This is a genomic window from Amycolatopsis sp. NPDC051372, assembly GCF_040682095.1.
GTDB lineage: Bacteria > Actinomycetota > Actinomycetes > Mycobacteriales > Pseudonocardiaceae > Amycolatopsis.
This window is the reverse complement of the sequence record NZ_JBFBAF010000022.1, coordinates 39124-53514: the sequence shown is the minus strand read 5'-3', so window position 1 is coordinate 53514 and position 14391 is coordinate 39124. Positions and strand designations below refer to the sequence as shown.

The following is a 14391-nucleotide window of genomic DNA, read 5'->3' as shown; positions in this document are numbered from 1 at the left end:
ATTCCACGTCACGGGCGATGACCGAGCGCAGTCGCTCGTCGGTGTGCCGGCCGGGGGCGTCGGTGTTGATCCCTTCCGCGGCCGGCGCCGGCAGCTCGTCCGGATCGACGCTCAGCAGCGCCACCGGGTACGGCCGGCGGTCGCAGAGCAGTACCGCCGGTGATCCAGCGCGTGCGGCGCAGGTCGTTCTCGATGGCGGCGGGGGCGAGGTTCTTGCCGGCCGAGGTGAAGACCAGGTCTTTCTTGCGGTCGGCGAGGGTGAGGAAGCCGTCGAGCTCGCCGAGGTCGCCCGTGGGCAGCCAACCGTCCACAATGGTCTCTCCGGTGGCCTCGCGATTGTTGTCGTAGCCGTTGAAGACGCCTTCCGAGCGCGCGAGCACCTTCGAGCGGGAGGTAGGCGAACACGACGTCGCCCGGGCCGGTGGCTGTATGTCGGGGATTTCGGTGGCGAGGACGGGGATCGTGGTGATCCGCCCGGGCTGGTCCGCGAACGCCGCGACGGCGGCGGAGTCTTCGGGGATCCACCTGATCTGCCTCGGTGTGCTCGTGGGGTGGATCGGCACGCAGATCGCGCCGATGCGGGCGATCGCGAGGTCGCAGATCGTCCACTCCGGACTCGTGGCGGCGAGCAGTGCGACTTTGTCGCACCTCTTTGTGTGGTGTCGCAGGCGGGTCGCCACGCGGTCGACGTCTTCGTGGGGCTGGGTGAACGTGCGCTCGTGCCAGGTGCCGTTGTCGAGGTACCGCTGCACGCTTGACATCGAATACCTCCCGGTATTGGATACCTGAAGGTATTGAGTTGGCTTCGTGAAAGTCAAGCCCTTGATCAGGAGGATTCACTCCGATGCCCGCACCGGGCCGCACGCGGCCGACGCGCGCTGAAACGCGCCGGCGCGTCCTCGACGCGGCGTTCCGAGTCTTCGGCGACCAAGGCATCGAGGCTTCGAAGCTGACCGAGGTCGCCGCCGCCGCCGGACTGACGAAGGGCGCGGTCTACTCCAGCTTCGCGTCGAAGGACGAGCTCGTGCTCGCGTTGATGGAAGAACACGCGGCGCACCGGCTTTCCGCCAGCCTCGAGAGCTTCGCCTCCGCCGGCACCGGCGCGGCCGGGCTCGCGGACATCGCGGCGGTGTTGATGCACGAAATGCGCACGGACGCGGTGTGGCACCGGCTGTTGGCGGAGTTCTTCGCCCTGGCGCACCACGACGCTGACCGCCGGCTTGCGTTGCGCGACCGTCGCCGCGCTGTCCGGCGGACGATCGCGGCCGCGCTGGAGCGCTTGGCTTCGGGGTTCGGCTTCTCCTTGCCGTTGCCGGCCGAAGAGTTCGCGGTGATCCTGCTGGCACTGAGCAACGGCCTGGCCGTGGAAGGGGACATCGACGAGGAAGCCGTCCCGGAGGGCCTGCTGGGCCGGGTCCTGACGTTGATCGCCGGCGACGCGGTGGCTGCCGTGCGTTCCGCGGCGGAAAGCGTGGCGGGGGACTGAATACCGCGTCAGCCGGCTGCGTTGCCCGGGACCGCTCCCGAAACGCACGGTTACCGTCGCGCGCATGACTGAACCGCTCGGAAGCCACGCCACTGATCGCGAACCGCCGTGCACTCGACGGCGCGAGGTCCGGCTGTGACGCGCCGCGATGACGTGGCTCGGCGGCTGCGCGGGATTCTCCGGCCCGCCACCGGAGCCGTGCGGGCGCAGCGGGACCTGGGTGACGAGCTGGCTTCCGAATCCGCGGCCGCCGCCGGGAGGGCGGGCGGAACTGGCGAAGAGCCCGGCCGCCGCGACATCGACGAGACCGAGGGAGGCATTGCCTCCCGCTATGTTTCGGGCCCCTCCGACGTCCGACACCCCGGTTCCGCTGGGCACCCGGCGTCGGCAGATCATGCCGGCCACAGCGAGCGAGAGCCGGCCGGCGGATCCCCCAGCCTCGACCTCAGTGCGCACGCCGAACAGCTGCTGCGAAAGCGCATCGTCGTGCTGAGCGCCGAGATCGACGACGCGATCGCCAACACGATCACCGCGCAGCTGCTGCTCCTCGAGGACGCGGACGCGACTGCCGACATCACCTTTTTCATCAACTCGCCCGGTGGCTCCGTCACGGCCGGCATGGCCATCCTCGACACGATGAACCTCGTCAAGCCGGACGTCGCCACCTGCGCTATGGGGCTGGCCGCCGGGATGGCACAGCTGCTCGTGTCGTGCGGCACTCCCGGCAAACGGTCCGCCATCCCGCAGGCCCTGATCGCGTTGAGCCTTCCTCAGCTCCAGCCGGATCCGTCGCCGGTGCGGCTCGCTCTGCTCGACAAGTGGACCAGCGAAGTCGTGGGGTTGATCGCCGCCGGCAGCGGCCAACCCGTCGAGCGAGTTCGCGCGGATGCCGAGCGGCGGCGGCGATTCACCGCGGCCGAGGCGGTGGAGTACGGCTTGGTCGACCGGGTGACGCAGAACCGCGCACGGGGGTGATCGAGCGGTGGATCACCGGGTGGTCAACGGCCGCGCAACCGAGCGACCACCGGCGCCAGCGTCTCCATCATCGAGTCGAACACGGTGATGTACGAAAACCCGTACCGTTCCCGGCGCTCGACGAGCTGAGTGACGATTTCGTCGACCGTCCCGAGCAACAGCTGCGGAGCTTCGAGGAGCTCGTCGACGCCGGGTTCCGGGTCTGTCAACGCCTGCCATTCCGCGGCGGCGGCGCGGCGATCGTCGGTCACGACCACCCGCTGGACCAGCAGGTTGTACTCGATTTCCCGACCTCCCGCGAGTGACCGGAAGTACGCCACCCGCGCATCCATCGTCGAAGCCGGATCCAGCACGAACGTCCCCGGCGGCTTGCCCGGCGCCTGGCGCAGACCAGCGAAGCCCACGATGTCCGCATCGGACGCGGCCAGCGACAGCACCCCGTCGCTGTTGCCCGCGATCAGCAGCGGCGGAAGATCCGCGCCGAGCCGAGAACGCAGCTCGGCCAAGCCGTCACGCAGGTAAGCGATCCGATCGGCAGCTTTCAGCCACGGCAACCCGGCCTCGTCGAACTCCGACTTCATGTGGCCCGAACCCAGCCCCAGCTCCAGCCGCCCACCGGTCAGGACCCAGGTGTTCGCCACATCTCGCGCGAACAAAGCCACGTTGTAGAACGGCAGGTTCGACACCAACGTCCCCACCCGCGGTCGAGAAGTGGCAGCCGCCGCGGCCACCAGCGCGGGAAACGGCGCGGGGCGACCGGCGCCCAGGTGGTCGGGCACGCTGATCGCGTCGTACCCGAGCTCCTCGGCCCGCCGGCACAAGCCGACGAACGACGAATCGACAGTCCGCAGACTGACACCGAACTTGAAGTTCCCCATGACGCACGAACCTAGCCGCGCCACGCCAGGCGGCACACACAGTTTCGCCGCCGGCGGACCGAAATCCACCGACGGCGAAAAGGAAAACTCAAAACTCTCAGGCAGCCCCGTCGAACAACGAAGTCACCGAGCCATCCTCGAACACCTGCTGAATCGCCTCCGCCAGCATCGGCGCGATCGACAGCACCGTCAGCCCCGGGAACCGCTTCTCGTCGGGGATCGGCAGGGAGTTCGTCACGATGACCTCCCGCGCCTTACACTGCGAAAGCCGCTCGGTCGCCGGGTCCGACAAGATCCCGTGCGTCGTGGCGATGACGACGTCCGCGGCACCTTCCTCGATCAAAGCCTCCGTGGCCTTCACGATCGTGCCGCCGGTGTCGATCATGTCGTCGATCAGCACGCAGAGCTTGCCCTGCACCTTGCCGACCACGCGGTTGGCCACGGCCTGGTTCGGCTTGTCCGGGTCGCGCGTCTTGTGGATGAACGCGATCGGCCGGTCGCCCAGCTGCTGCGCCCACTTCTCCGCCAGCCGCACGCGGCCCGAGTCGGGCGAAACGACCGTGATGTCGGCATCGCCGTAAGTCGCCTTGATGTGGTCGGCGAGGACGGACTGCGCCATCAGGTGGTCGACCGGACCGTCGAAGAAGCCCTGGATCTGGGCGGTGTGCAGGTCGACGGTCATGATCCGGTCGGCGCCCGCGGTCTTGAACAGGTCGGCGATGAGCCGGGCCGAGATCGGCTCGCGGCCCTTGTGCTTCTTGTCCTGCCGCGCGTACGGGTAGAACGGCATGACCACGGTGATCCGCTTGGCGGAGGCGCGCTTGAGCGCGTCCACCATGATCAGCTGCTCCATCACGTACTCGTTGATGGGCGTCGTGTGCGCCTGGATCACGAAAGCGTCGGTGCCGCGGACGGACTCCTCGAACCGCACGAACAGCTCACCGTTGGCGAACGTGTGCGCGGTCTGCGGGGTGATCGTCACATTGAGGTGCTTGGCGACCTCTTCCGCGAGCTCCTGGTGCGCACGGCCGGAGAAGAGCATCAGATTCTTCTTCGGCGTACCTTGCTTCGGACTCATGCTGGCGACTCCCCGTCGTTTCCTGCTTCCGACACGGACACGGCGGTGTCCTCACTCGCGGCGAGGGCGGCTTCCGCCGCTTCCGCCGCCGGCGTGCCCGGCCTGCGCCGGACCGCCCAGCCCTCGACGTTGCGCTGCGGCCCCGCCGAGAGCGCAAGTGCACCAGGCGGCACGTCGTCCCGGATCACCGCACCCGCTCCACTGTAAGCGCCGTCACCGATCCGCACCGGCGCGACGAGCGTGTTGTCGGCACCGAGTCGCACGTAGGAGCCCACGACGGTGTGGTGCTTGTTCACGCCGTCGTAGTTCACGAAGACGCTGGAGCAGCCGATGTTGCTGTAGTCGCCGACGGTCGCGTCGCCTACGTAGGTGAGGTGCGGAACCTTCGTGCCGGTGCCGATCTGCGCGTTCTTCGTCTCCACGAACGCGCCCAGCTTGCCCTTCGCGCCCAGCTTGGTGCCAGGCCGCAGGTAGGTGTACGGGCCGACGTTCACGCCGTCGCCCAGCTCGGACTCGTCGGCGTGCACGCGGACCACGGACGCGCCGGCCCCGACCGTCACCGAAGTCAGCGTTGTGTCCGGGCCGACCACGGAGCCCTCGCCGACCGACGTGGTGCCCTTGAGCTGCGTGTTCGGCTCCAGCAGCACGTCGCGCGCGAGCGTCACATCCGCTTCGATCCACGTGGTGTTCGGGTCGGTCACGGTCACGCCCTCGCGCTGCCAGCGGCGCACGATCCGGCGGTTGTACTCCGCGCCCAGCGTCGCCAGCTGCACGCGGTCGTTCACGCCCTCGGTGACCCACGGGTCGTCGACCACCAGCGCACCGACGCCCTTGCCGTCGTGGTGGGCGATGCCCAGCACGTCGGTGAGGTACAGCTCGCCCTGCGCGTTGTCCGTCGACAGCCGAGCGAGACCGTCGGTGAGCACCGCGGCGTCGAACGCGTAGACGCCCGAGTTGATCTCCGTGATCTCGTGCTGCGTCGGCGTCGCGTCCTTGTGCTCGACGATCGACTGGACCACGCCGGCGCCGTCGCGCACGATCCGGCCGTAGCCGGCCGGGTTGGCGACCACGGCGGTGAGCACCGTGACCGCGTTGCCCGAGCCGGTGTGCTCGGCCAGCAGCGCGGCGAGGGTCTCGGTGTCGAGCAGCGGCACGTCGCCGTAGCTCACGAGCACGGTGCCGGTGAGGCCTGCGGGCAGCTCGTGCAGCGCGCACGACACGGCGTGGCCGGTGCCCTTCTGCTCGGCCTGCACGGCGGTGGTCACCTCGCGGCCCAGCACCCCGCCGACGCGCGCCAGCTCGGCGCTGACGGCTTCGCGGCCGTGGCCGATCACCACCACCAGGTGTTCGGGGTTCAGACCGGCCGCGGCGCGGACGGCGTGTTCCACCAAGGGGCGCCCGGCGATCGGGTGCAGCACCTTCGGGGTGGACGAACGCATGCGGGTGCCCTCACCCGCGGCGAGGATCAGCGTGCTCAGCGGGCCGCTCAACGAGACTCCCAACAACGATTTACCGGCTCGTTCCGACGGGCAACGATCCTACGTGGGCTCCTCGGCGCCCCACGAGGGGTCGGCCGGGATGCTCTCCGCGGGCCAGCTCGCGCCGGCGTCGCCCGCCATCGAATTCGCGGAGGCGACCTGGTTGCCCCCACCGCGTTTTGCTTCGTACATCGCCGCGTCCGCGCGCGCGAGCACCTGCTCGGCCCGCTCCTGCGGCCGCAGCGACACCAGCCCGATGGACAGAGTGACGCCGTGCGAAAGGTGGTGTGGCAGCTCTGCCACCGACTTCACTGCGCGCCCCAGCGCCATCTTCGCGGCCGACGCGGGCGCGCCCGGCAGCAGGACGATGAACTCGTCCCCGCCGTAGCGCGCGACGACGTCGTCGCCGCGCAGGGCGTCACGCAGTGTGCTCGCGACGACGCGGAGCACGTTGTCTCCTTCGGCGTGCGACTGCTTGTCGTTCACGCCCTTGAACCCGTCGAGGTCCACGAGGCCGACGGCGAGCGGCTGCGCGTCGGCCGACGACGCGAGCGCGCGCAGGCGTTCGTCGAGCGCGCGGCGGTTGGGCAGGCCGGTGAGCGGGTCCTGCAGCGCCTGCTGCGTGATCGCACCGTGTTCGGCCGACAGCCGTTCGTGCTCGCGGCGCGCGTTGAGCGTGGCGATCTGCGACTCGCGCAGCGTCCACATCTCGGCCTCGAGCGTGGTCGCGTAGTCGATCAGCGAATTGCCAGCGCCCGACGCGTAGTCCGGCGTGGTGTCGAGCCGCGCGAGCTCGCGGGCGATGTTGAGGCGCATCGACGGCTGGGAGATGTCCTCGGACATCGCCTTGCGCGTCTCGCGCAGCACGTCGAGCGCTTCTTCGCGGCGCCCGGCGCGATCGAGGCAACGCGCGAGCGCGATGGCGACGATCTCCTGCTCGTGCGGGAAGTGGTGACCGCGCTGCATCTGCTTGAGCCGGTCCACGTGCTCCGAGGCCGGGTTGTGCAGCGCGAGCGCGGAAGCGAGCACACCCACCTGGTCCACGGCGGAGACGCCGGGCTTGCGCGGGAACAACGACTCGGCGAACGGGCCCTCGGCCGCCACCGCCATCGACGCGGCGGTGCGGAACTTCTCGGCCGCCTCGTCGTACTGCTCGATGCGCTCCAGCCGCAGGCCCCAGCCCACCAGCATTTTCACGCGGTTCATCAGCTGCAGCGTGATCTCGTGGGGGCTCGCGCTCTCGCGGATCGCCTGGTGGGCGCGACTGATGACCTCTTCGGCCGCCTCGTACACGCCGAGCTGGTTGAGCACGATCCAGCAGTCGATGAGCGCCATTGACTGCATGCGGTTCCAGTTGCGCACGCCGACCTGGCGGTCGGGGATCGTGGAGTCGTCGAGGATCGCGAGCGCGCGGGCGATCTCGGTGAGCGCGGCGTCTTCCTGCGCGGCCAGCACCAGCCGGCGTCCGCGCAACGCGTGCGCGTCGGCGCGCAGCAGCGACAGGCCGTGGCGGCGGGTGTGGGCGAGCATCTCGTCGAGCCGCGGCTCCGCTTCGGCGGCCAGCCCACGCGTGACCAGGCGGGCGAACGCCGACGCGCGCAGCAACTGCGCGACCAGCGTCGGTTCACCGCGGCGCAGCGTTTCCTCGAGCAGCCCGTCCATGATCTCGACGATCTCGAGCTGCTTGTCGAACTCCTGCCGCTGGACGGCGGCGATCAGCTCACGCGCGCGGCCGACCAGCCACGCGTCGGACATCTCGACGAGGGTCGGACGCCGGGCGGTTCCGGGGTCGATCGCTTCATCGCTCAGCCGCCCCACACCCCCATCGCTTCGCTGTCTCGGCTCGGGTTGGTCACATGCCTGCTCCGCCGCCAGGATTCGAACCTGAACTGTCAGAACCAAAATCTGAAGTGCTGCCGATTACACTACGGCGGATCGATCCTGGTCAGGATAGCGATGATCGGCGACAGTGGTGGCGGGAGGGTGAAGCGCCCGCTTCCGGGGTACCTCACCGGTTGAACCGCGCCGGAGCGGAACGGACGTTTCGGGCCTCCCCAGGGCTCGAAACCTCCTGTACCGTAACTTACGGCATCGTAGGTTAGGTCACCCTTCGCAGGGGCTCGTAGGAAGAAGTGAACTGTATGACGGCCACCCTCGACCGTTCCCAGCCAGCTGGAGAGCAACCGGCCCCGAAGGGCCCCAAGCCGATCGTCGAAGGTCAGCGCGGCATCGGCGTGCAGCTTTCCGTGTACTTCGGCGTGCTCGCGCCGCTGGTGGCCCTGCTGGTCGCCGTCCCGTTCGCGTGGGGCTGGGGACTGACCTGGGTCGACGTCGCGCTGTTCGTGGTGTTCTACGGCGTCAGCGGCCTCGGCATCACCGTCGCGTACCACCGGTACTTCACCCACGGGTCGTTCAAGGCGAAGCCGTGGCTGCGTGTGGTGATGGCCATCGCCGGCAGCATCGCCCTGCAGGGCCCCGTGATCACCTGGGTGGCCGACCACCGTCGTCACCACGCGTTTTCCGACCGCGACGGCGACCCCCACTCGCCGTGGATGTTCGGCACCTCGCCGGCCGCCATCGCCCGCGGTTTCTGGCACGCGCACATGGGCTGGCTGTTCGAGCGTGACACGAGCAACCAGGCCCGCTTCGCGCCAGACCTGGTGAAGGACTCCGCCATCCGGAAGGTCGACGACCTGTTCTGGCTCTGGGCGCTCCTGTCGCTGACGCTGCCGGCGCTGTTGGGCGGTCTGATCTCGTGGTCGTTCTGGGGTGCGCTCACCGCGTTCTTCTGGGCCGGCCTCGTGCGCATCTGCGTGCTGCACCACGTGACCTGGTCCGTGAACTCCATCTGCCACATGATCGGCGAACGCCCCTTCGCGGCGCGTGACCGCTCGGCCAACTTCTGGCCGCTGGCGATCTTCTCCTTCGGCGAGTCGTGGCACAACCTGCACCACGCCGACCCGACCTCGGCCCGCCACGGCGTGAAGCGCGGCCAGATCGACATGTCGGCCCGCCTGATCTGGATGTTCGAGAAGTTCGGCTGGGTGCACGACGTGCGCTGGCCGACTCCGCAACGGCTGGCGCGGATCGCTTCCGAGGGCTGAGTCTTTCTGTTTTCCTCTGCGGACCACCGGTTTTCGGTGGTCCGCTTCTCTTTGAGGACGTCCGCGAGCCGCTCGTGTTCGTCGCCGGTCGCGCGGCGGCGTGAGCGGTCCGCCCGGCCACCGCGGGACCACGTGAACGTGCAGGTGCGGCACGCTCTGGCCCGAGCCGGGCCTGCCGGCGTTGAGGACGTCCACACCGGTTGCGCCCAGGGCGCGCGTCATCGCGTCGCCGACGCGGCGCACCAGGCTGATGGTGTGGTGCGGCGCGGCGTCGGATGCGTCGAGGACGCCGACGCGATGCTCCGGCGGCGCCACGAGCGCATGGCCCGGCGCGAGTGGACGCTCCGGCAGCGGTGCGGAGGCGGCGGCGTGCGGTTCGCGGACGAGCCAGGTCGCCGCGCCGGTCTTGAGCAGAGCGCAGAACACGCCGGTCACTGCTCGTCCTCGGTCGATTGGGTGGCCAGCCGGGCGGCGCGGGCGTACCCGTGGACCAGCGGGCGGGTGTCGTCCTTGCGCCATGCCAGCGCGAGGCGGCTGGGGGACACGCCGCGCAATGGGAGGGCGACGACGTCGCCGCGGGTGAGCAGGGGCGCGTTGCCGGCGGCGATGAGGCAGACGCCGCGGCCGTCGACGAGCGCCTCGTAGGTTTCGTCCGCGCTGCTGATCTCCGCGCCGATCACGGGGGCGCGGCCGCCGCGGGCTTCGGGGGCGAGCCAGTAGTCGCGCAGCGGGCCAGCGTCGGCGGGCAGGGCGAGGAACGGTTCGTCGAGCAGGTCGGTGAAGTCCACTGTGGACTGCCCGGCGAGCGGGTGGGCGGCGGACATCGCGACCAGCCGGGGTTCCTCGGCGACCACGACCCAGCTGTAGCGTTCGGCGCCCGGCACCGGGAGCCAGACGAAGGCGACGTCGGTGGAGCCGTCGGCGAGCCCCGCCGTGGAGTCGTGCCAGCCGACCTGGCGCAGCGTGAGCCGGGCGTGGGGGTGCTCGTCGGTGAACCTCGACCGGATCGCGGGCAGCATGCCGCCGCGGCCGGGGCTCGTGCTCATACCGACGACGAGCGTGCCGCGTTTCTCGGCCTTCGCCTGCGTGACGGCGTCGTGCGCCGCGTCCCACTCCGCGAGCACCCGGCGGGCGTGCGGCAGCAAGGCCTCGCCCACCGGTGTCAACCGGACCTCGCGGCGGTCGCGATCGAACAACGGGGCCCCGAGCTGGCGTTCGAGCATGCGGATCTGCTTGCTCAGCGCGGGCTGGGAGACGTAGAGCCGCTCGGCCGCGCGCGTGAAGTGGAGCTCTTCGGCGGCCGTGACGAAGTACCGCAGATCGCGGCCGTGCACGTCCATAGCCAATGGTTATCGCAGCAGGTCTTGGACCCGCGAGCGATTTTCGCCCAGAGTCGGTGGCAGCGAAAGGGGCTCAGGACATGAACAAGGTTTGGCTGATCACCGGCGCGAACAGCGGCTTCGGCCGCGCGCTCACCGAGGCCGCGGTGGCGGCCGGCGACGTGGTGGTCGCGGCGGCGCGGCGCACCGAAACGCTCGCCGACGTCGTCGCCGCGCACCCGGACCAGGTGGAGGCGGTGGCGCTCGACGTCACGGACCTCGCGGCGGTCGACGTGGTCGTCGCGTCGGTGATCGCGCGGCACGGCCGGCTCGACGTGCTGGTGAACAACGCCGGCCGCAGCCACGTCGGCGCGTTCGAAGAGACCACCGACTCGGAGCTGCGGTCGCTGTTCGACGTGCACGTCTTCGGCCCCGCGGCCCTCGTGCGCGCAGTGCTGCCGTACATGCGCGAGCGACGTTCCGGCGCGATCGTGCAGATGAGCAGCATGGGCGGGCAGCTGTCGTTCGCGGGGTTCTCCGCCTACAGCGGCACGAAGTTCGCGTTGGAGGGGCTGTCCGAGGGGCTCGCAGACGAGGTGGGCCGCCTGGGGATCAAGGTGCTGATCGTGGAGCCGGGCGCGTTTCGCACCGGCCTGTGGGGCAGCACGACCCGCAGCGGCGAGATCGACGACTACGCCGAGTCGGTCGGCCCGACGCGCCGCCTCGTCGTCGACGCCGACGGCACGCAGGCCGGCGACCCCGCCAAGGCCGCCGCCGCGATCCTCACCGCGCTCGACGCCCCCGACACCCCGCTGCGCCTGGCCCTCGGCGCGGACGCCGTCGACGCCATCGGCGGCCACCTCGACCAGGTGCGCGCCGATCTGACGGCCTGGGAGGGCCACGCGCGCGACACCGCGTTCGCCTGAGCGCGCCGCGTCTTCGCCGGCGGCTCGTGTCGTGCCCGGACCATGCGGATTACGCACACCCGGGTTGACTGATCTTCGCTTCCGGCATGGCTCCGAGTGGTCCTACTGTTCGGGAAAGTGCTTGAGCAGAAGGGCTTTCCCGTGCGCGCAGCGACTCTGACCGCTTTCGGTTCCCCGCTCGTCGTCGGCGAGGTGCCCGATCCGCCGGACGGCGAAGTGCTCGTCGAGGTCCTCGCGACGATCGTGCCCCCGTACGCCGCCGAAGTGTTCAGCGGTGAACGGCGGTATCCGCTCGAACCGCCGGTGGTGCCCGGCATCGGGGGGATCGGGCGGGTTCGACGCGCCGGGGCGGACGCGACCAAACTGACTCCGGGTGACCTCGTGTGGTGCGATTCGACCGTTCGCGCCCGCGACGACGCCCTCACCCCCGACATCACGCTGCAGGGCTGGAGCTCCCGCGGAGAAGGCGGCGCGCGCCTGTCGCGGTACTTCCACGACGGCGCGTTCGCCGAGCTCATGCGCGTGCCCACTGAAAACGTCCATCCGCTGCCCGCCGGCGTGGATCCCGTGCGGTGGGCAGTGCTGGGCGTGCACGTGATCCCGTATGGCGGCCTGCTCGCGGGTGGGCTCGCGGCCGGAGAGACGGTGCTGGTCAGCGGCGCGACCGGCAACCTGGGCAGCTGCGCGGTGGCCGTGGCCCTGGCGATGGGAGCCGGCCTCGTCGTGGCGCCGGGCCGCAACCGGGCGGTGCTCGACCTGCTGGCCGAGCGGTTCGGCCCGCGCGTGCGGCCGGTCGAGCTCTGCGGCGACGCTGACACGGACCGTGCCGCGATGCGTGCGAACGGTCCCGTCGACCTGGTGCTCGACCTCCTCCCGCCGCGGGCCTCGGCGTCCGTCGCCCGCGCCGCCGCGTGACCGTGCGCGAACACGGCCGTGTGGTGCTGATGGGCGGTGTCGGCATGCTCGGTGGCGCGGATCTGTCCCTGCCGTACCCGTGGCTGATGCGGAACTCGGTGACGGTGCGGGGCCAGTGGATGTACCCGCGCGCGGCCAACGTCGGGATCATCCGCCTCGTCGCGTCGGGTGCGCTCGACCTGGCACCGGAGCGGGTGACGCGGTTCGGGTTGGCCGAGGTCGACAAGGCTGTCGCGCACGCCGCCGCTTCGGGCGGCGCCTTCTCCCGAACGGTGCTCACTCCGATGGCGTGACACCCGGCGGCTACCCTGCTGCGCATGGCGGGGAGACGAAGGGCGAAGCGCGAAGCAGCGGTCACCGGCGCGCGACCGGCGGCGCCGGTGACGCGCGTCCGCATGACGGGCAGCGAGCGCCGGCAGCAGCTGCTCCTCGTCGCGCGCGCGTTGTTCGCGGAGAAGGGCTTCGACGGCACGTCGGTGGAAGAGATCGCCTCCCGCGCGAACGTCTCGAAGCCCGTGGTCTACGAACACTTCGGTGGCAAGGAAGGCATCTACGCGGTCGTCGTGGACCGCGAAACTCAGCTCCTGCTCGACCGCATGGTCAACACCCTCCACGGCGGCCACCCGCGCGTCATGCTCGAACAAGCGGCGATCGCCCTGCTCAGCTACGTCGAGGACTCCCACGACGGCTTCCGCATCCTCGTCCGCGACTCCCCGGTGGCCAGCTCCACGGGCACCTTCTCCACCGTCCTGAACGACATCGCGGGCCAGGTCGAACACATCCTCGCCCAGCAATTCGCGGCGCGCGGGTACGAGGAGAAGCTGTCGGCGCTGTACGCGCAGGCCTTGGTGGGGATGGTGGCGCTGACGGGCCAATGGTGGCTGGACGCGCGCAAGCCGAAGCGGGATGAGGTGGCGGCGCATCTGGTGAACTTGGCTTGGAATGGGTTGTCGCATTTGGAGCACAAGCCGAGGTTGCTGGGCTGAGCCGGGGACTTGTCCCGGTGTCAGCGGGTACCGACGGGCGGACCCCACTGGTGCCGAGCTCGGGCTTGTCCGAACGGCGCAAGTGCTTGACGATCATCCGATGAAGACTTTCCGGGAAGCCGTCGAGACCAAAGACTTCACCGCCGCCATCGCGTTGTTCGCAGAGGACGCCGTGTTCCGCAGCCCCGCCGTGCACCGGCCCTACCAGGGGCGCGAGCAGGTCGCGGCGATCCTGCGCGCGGCGTTCGCGGTGTTCGAGGACTTCGGCTACCAGCGGGAACTGAAAGACGACCACGGTCACGCCCTCGTCTTCACCGCGCGCGTCGGCGACCGTGAGGTGGAGGGCTGCGATTTCCTGCGCACCAACGAAGCCGGTCAGATCGACGAGTTCGTCGTCATGGTGCGCCCGTTGTCGGGGCTCAACGCGCTGGCCGCGGCGATGCAGAAGCAGCTCGGCGACAGCTAGAGCACGCCGCGCGCGTGCAGGTCGTCGAAGATGAACTGCACCACCGCGGACACCCGGGGACGGTCCTCGAAACCCAGCCAATCAAAGGCGGCGATCTCGCTTGAGGCCGCCAACGTGCCGGAAAACGTGCCGGTGTAACAGGTCATCCGCACCACCGTGCCCGCCGAACGCCCGTCCGCCTGCGCCTCCCACACGCCGGCGGGCGCGAGCGACGACGGGTCCAGCGCGACCGACAGTTCCTCCGCGATCTCCCGCACCAGCGCCTCGGCGTCCGACTCGCCCGGCTCGCGCTTGCCGCCCGGCAGGTACCACGTGTTCTTGCCGGAGGACACCGCCGCGAGCACGCGGCCGTCCACCACGTGCAGCCACGCGAGTTTGTCGATCATCCCAGCGCCGCAAGGGTTTCGGCCGTGGTGAGCACCGTGCCGAGGCGCGGGAAGATCTTGGTGGTGGATGATTCGTGTGACACGTCCGAAAGGCCCGTCATCGCGTCGGACACGCCGATCACGGCGTACCCGTGGTCCGCGGCGGCCCGCAGCGTCGACTCCATGCCGAACTCCGTCGCGATGCCGCCGAAGACGACGGTGCGCACGCCCGCGTCGCGCAGGTGCGTGTGGAGGCCGGCTTCGGAAAACGCGTCGCGCAGGCGCACGGCGTTGGCGGCGGCCTCGGGCCCGGCGAACGGCGTCGTCGGCATCGCGACGATCCGCTCCTGGAAGTCGACGAGCACGAGCGCCGTCGACGCGGGGTCGATCTCAGTCATACGGCAGATCCTAGGCC

At 70.1% G+C, this 14391-nt stretch carries 16 protein-coding genes, 1 tRNA gene and 1 pseudogene; 8 read left to right on the top strand and 10 right to left on the bottom strand.

The window, feature by feature from the left end:
* Nucleotides 1-8: 8 nt before the first annotated feature.
* Nucleotides 9-761, bottom strand: a complete 753-nt coding sequence (locus AB0M56_RS30195) for an AMP-binding protein (protein WP_364181986.1) — start codon at nt 759-761, stop codon at nt 9-11.
* Nucleotides 762-844: 83 nt separating this feature from the next.
* On the opposite strand from AB0M56_RS30195, the gene AB0M56_RS30190 reads away from it, so the two are divergent.
* Together AB0M56_RS30190 and AB0M56_RS30185 are read left to right on the top strand one after the other, a co-directional pair.
* On the top strand, nt 845-1486 hold the full coding sequence (locus AB0M56_RS30190) for a TetR family transcriptional regulator (protein ID WP_364181983.1): 642 nt from the start codon (nt 845-847) through the stop codon (nt 1484-1486).
* Nucleotides 1487-1621: 135 nt separating this feature from the next.
* Nucleotides 1622-2461, top strand: coding sequence for an ATP-dependent Clp protease proteolytic subunit (locus AB0M56_RS30185; protein ID WP_364181980.1), 840 nt, complete (start codon nt 1622-1624; stop codon nt 2459-2461).
* Between the two features lie 23 nt (nt 2462-2484).
* Here the strand turns inward: AB0M56_RS30185 and AB0M56_RS30180 are convergent, their stop codons facing one another.
* The 5 genes from AB0M56_RS30180 to AB0M56_RS30160 form a co-directional block, all read right to left on the bottom strand.
* The gene (locus AB0M56_RS30180; protein WP_364181977.1) at nt 2485-3339 is read right to left on the bottom strand and encodes a TIGR03621 family F420-dependent LLM class oxidoreductase; all 855 of its coding nucleotides are present in this window, start codon (nt 3337-3339) and stop codon (nt 2485-2487) included.
* A 97-nt stretch (nt 3340-3436) separates the two neighbouring features.
* Nucleotides 3437-4417 (bottom strand): ribose-phosphate diphosphokinase, encoded by a 981-nt coding sequence (locus AB0M56_RS30175; protein WP_220244310.1) that lies wholly within the window; start codon nt 4415-4417, stop codon nt 3437-3439.
* Nucleotides 4414-5907 (bottom strand): bifunctional UDP-N-acetylglucosamine diphosphorylase/glucosamine-1-phosphate N-acetyltransferase GlmU, encoded by a 1494-nt coding sequence (glmU, locus tag AB0M56_RS30170; RefSeq protein WP_364181974.1) that lies wholly within the window; start codon nt 5905-5907, stop codon nt 4414-4416. Before glmU ends, AB0M56_RS30175 begins: the two co-directional genes overlap by 4 nt.
* 48 nt (nt 5908-5955) lie before the next feature.
* Nucleotides 5956-7650 (bottom strand): GGDEF domain-containing protein, encoded by a 1695-nt coding sequence (locus AB0M56_RS30165; RefSeq protein WP_364181972.1) that lies wholly within the window; start codon nt 7648-7650, stop codon nt 5956-5958.
* 108 nt (nt 7651-7758) lie between these two features.
* Nucleotides 7759-7830 (bottom strand) — tRNA-Gln (locus AB0M56_RS30160).
* A gap of 206 nt (nt 7831-8036) precedes the next feature.
* Here AB0M56_RS30160 and AB0M56_RS30155 point away from each other — a divergent pair.
* Nucleotides 8037-8999, top strand: coding sequence for an acyl-CoA desaturase (locus AB0M56_RS30155; protein WP_364181969.1), 963 nt, complete (start codon nt 8037-8039; stop codon nt 8997-8999).
* A gap of 132 nt (nt 9000-9131) precedes the next feature.
* Here the strand turns inward: AB0M56_RS30155 and AB0M56_RS30150 are convergent.
* Nucleotides 9132-9518 (bottom strand): annotated as a pseudogene (locus tag AB0M56_RS30150) (HIT domain-containing protein); the annotation flags it as partial.
* Nucleotides 9431-10339 (bottom strand): LysR family transcriptional regulator, encoded by a 909-nt coding sequence (locus AB0M56_RS30145; RefSeq protein WP_364181967.1) that lies wholly within the window; start codon nt 10337-10339, stop codon nt 9431-9433. The pseudogene AB0M56_RS30150 and the gene AB0M56_RS30145, both read right to left, overlap by 88 nt.
* Before the next feature lie 80 nt (nt 10340-10419).
* On the opposite strand from AB0M56_RS30145, the gene AB0M56_RS30140 reads away from it, so the two are divergent.
* The 5 genes from AB0M56_RS30140 (at nt 10420) to AB0M56_RS30120 (ending at nt 13611) form a co-directional block, all read left to right on the top strand.
* On the top strand, nt 10420-11244 hold the full coding sequence (locus tag AB0M56_RS30140) for an oxidoreductase (RefSeq protein ID WP_364181965.1): 825 nt from the start codon (nt 10420-10422) through the stop codon (nt 11242-11244).
* Between the two features lie 141 nt (nt 11245-11385).
* Complete coding sequence (locus AB0M56_RS30135; RefSeq protein ID WP_364181963.1) at nt 11386-12159, top strand: zinc-binding alcohol dehydrogenase family protein; 774 nt, start codon at nt 11386-11388, stop codon at nt 12157-12159.
* Entirely contained in the window at nt 12156-12452 is a 297-nt protein-coding gene (locus AB0M56_RS30130; protein ID WP_364181962.1) for a hypothetical protein, read from the top strand. Before AB0M56_RS30135 ends, AB0M56_RS30130 begins: the two co-directional genes overlap by 4 nt.
* A gap of 102 nt (nt 12453-12554) precedes the next feature.
* A complete protein-coding gene (locus AB0M56_RS30125) occupies nt 12555-13145 on the top strand; it encodes a TetR/AcrR family transcriptional regulator (RefSeq protein ID WP_220247130.1) in 591 nt (196 codons plus the stop codon).
* Nucleotides 13146-13245: 100 nt separating this feature from the next.
* On the top strand, nt 13246-13611 hold the full coding sequence (locus AB0M56_RS30120) for a nuclear transport factor 2 family protein (protein ID WP_364181960.1): 366 nt from the start codon (nt 13246-13248) through the stop codon (nt 13609-13611).
* Here AB0M56_RS30120 and AB0M56_RS30115 read toward each other — a convergent pair.
* Together AB0M56_RS30115 and AB0M56_RS30110 are read right to left on the bottom strand one after the other, a co-directional pair.
* Nucleotides 13608-13997 (bottom strand): NUDIX domain-containing protein, encoded by a 390-nt coding sequence (locus AB0M56_RS30115; protein WP_364181958.1) that lies wholly within the window; start codon nt 13995-13997, stop codon nt 13608-13610. The genes AB0M56_RS30120 and AB0M56_RS30115 overlap by 4 nt on opposite strands.
* Nucleotides 13994-14374: an isochorismatase family protein gene (locus AB0M56_RS30110; RefSeq protein WP_364181955.1), complete on the bottom strand. Its 381-nt coding sequence runs from the start codon at nt 14372-14374 to the stop codon at nt 13994-13996. The genes AB0M56_RS30115 and AB0M56_RS30110 overlap by 4 nt, the downstream gene beginning before the upstream one ends.
* Between the last annotated feature and the right edge of the window lie 17 nt (nt 14375-14391).

What these genes read in the sequence shown, in the direction of transcription:
- AB0M56_RS30125 (WP_220247130.1), top strand. Translation starts at nt 12,555, where the DNA reads ATGACGGGCAGCGAGCGCCGGCAGCAGCTGCTCCTCGTCGCGCGCGCG.
- AB0M56_RS30140 (WP_364181965.1), top strand. Translation starts at nt 10,420, where the DNA reads ATGAACAAGGTTTGGCTGATCACCGGCGCGAACAGCGGCTTCGGCCGC.
- AB0M56_RS30155 (WP_364181969.1), top strand. Translation starts at nt 8,037, where the DNA reads ATGACGGCCACCCTCGACCGTTCCCAGCCAGCTGGAGAGCAACCGGCC.
- AB0M56_RS30190 (WP_364181983.1), top strand. Translation starts at nt 845, where the DNA reads ATGCCCGCACCGGGCCGCACGCGGCCGACGCGCGCTGAAACGCGCCGG.
- AB0M56_RS30175 (WP_220244310.1), bottom strand. Translation starts at nt 4,417, where the DNA reads ATGAGTCCGAAGCAAGGTACGCCGAAGAAGAATCTGATGCTCTTCTCC.
- AB0M56_RS30145 (WP_364181967.1), bottom strand. Translation starts at nt 10,339, where the DNA reads ATGGACGTGCACGGCCGCGATCTGCGGTACTTCGTCACGGCCGCCGAA.
- AB0M56_RS30120 (WP_364181960.1), top strand. Translation starts at nt 13,246, where the DNA reads ATGAAGACTTTCCGGGAAGCCGTCGAGACCAAAGACTTCACCGCCGCC.
- AB0M56_RS30165 (WP_364181972.1), bottom strand. Translation starts at nt 7,650, where the DNA reads ATGTCCGACGCGTGGCTGGTCGGCCGCGCGCGTGAGCTGATCGCCGCC.
- AB0M56_RS30180 (WP_364181977.1), bottom strand. Translation starts at nt 3,339, where the DNA reads ATGGGGAACTTCAAGTTCGGTGTCAGTCTGCGGACTGTCGATTCGTCG.
- AB0M56_RS30195 (WP_364181986.1), bottom strand. Translation starts at nt 761, where the DNA reads ATGTCAAGCGTGCAGCGGTACCTCGACAACGGCACCTGGCACGAGCGC.
- AB0M56_RS30115 (WP_364181958.1), bottom strand. Translation starts at nt 13,997, where the DNA reads ATGATCGACAAACTCGCGTGGCTGCACGTGGTGGACGGCCGCGTGCTC.
- AB0M56_RS30110 (WP_364181955.1), bottom strand. Translation starts at nt 14,374, where the DNA reads ATGACTGAGATCGACCCCGCGTCGACGGCGCTCGTGCTCGTCGACTTC.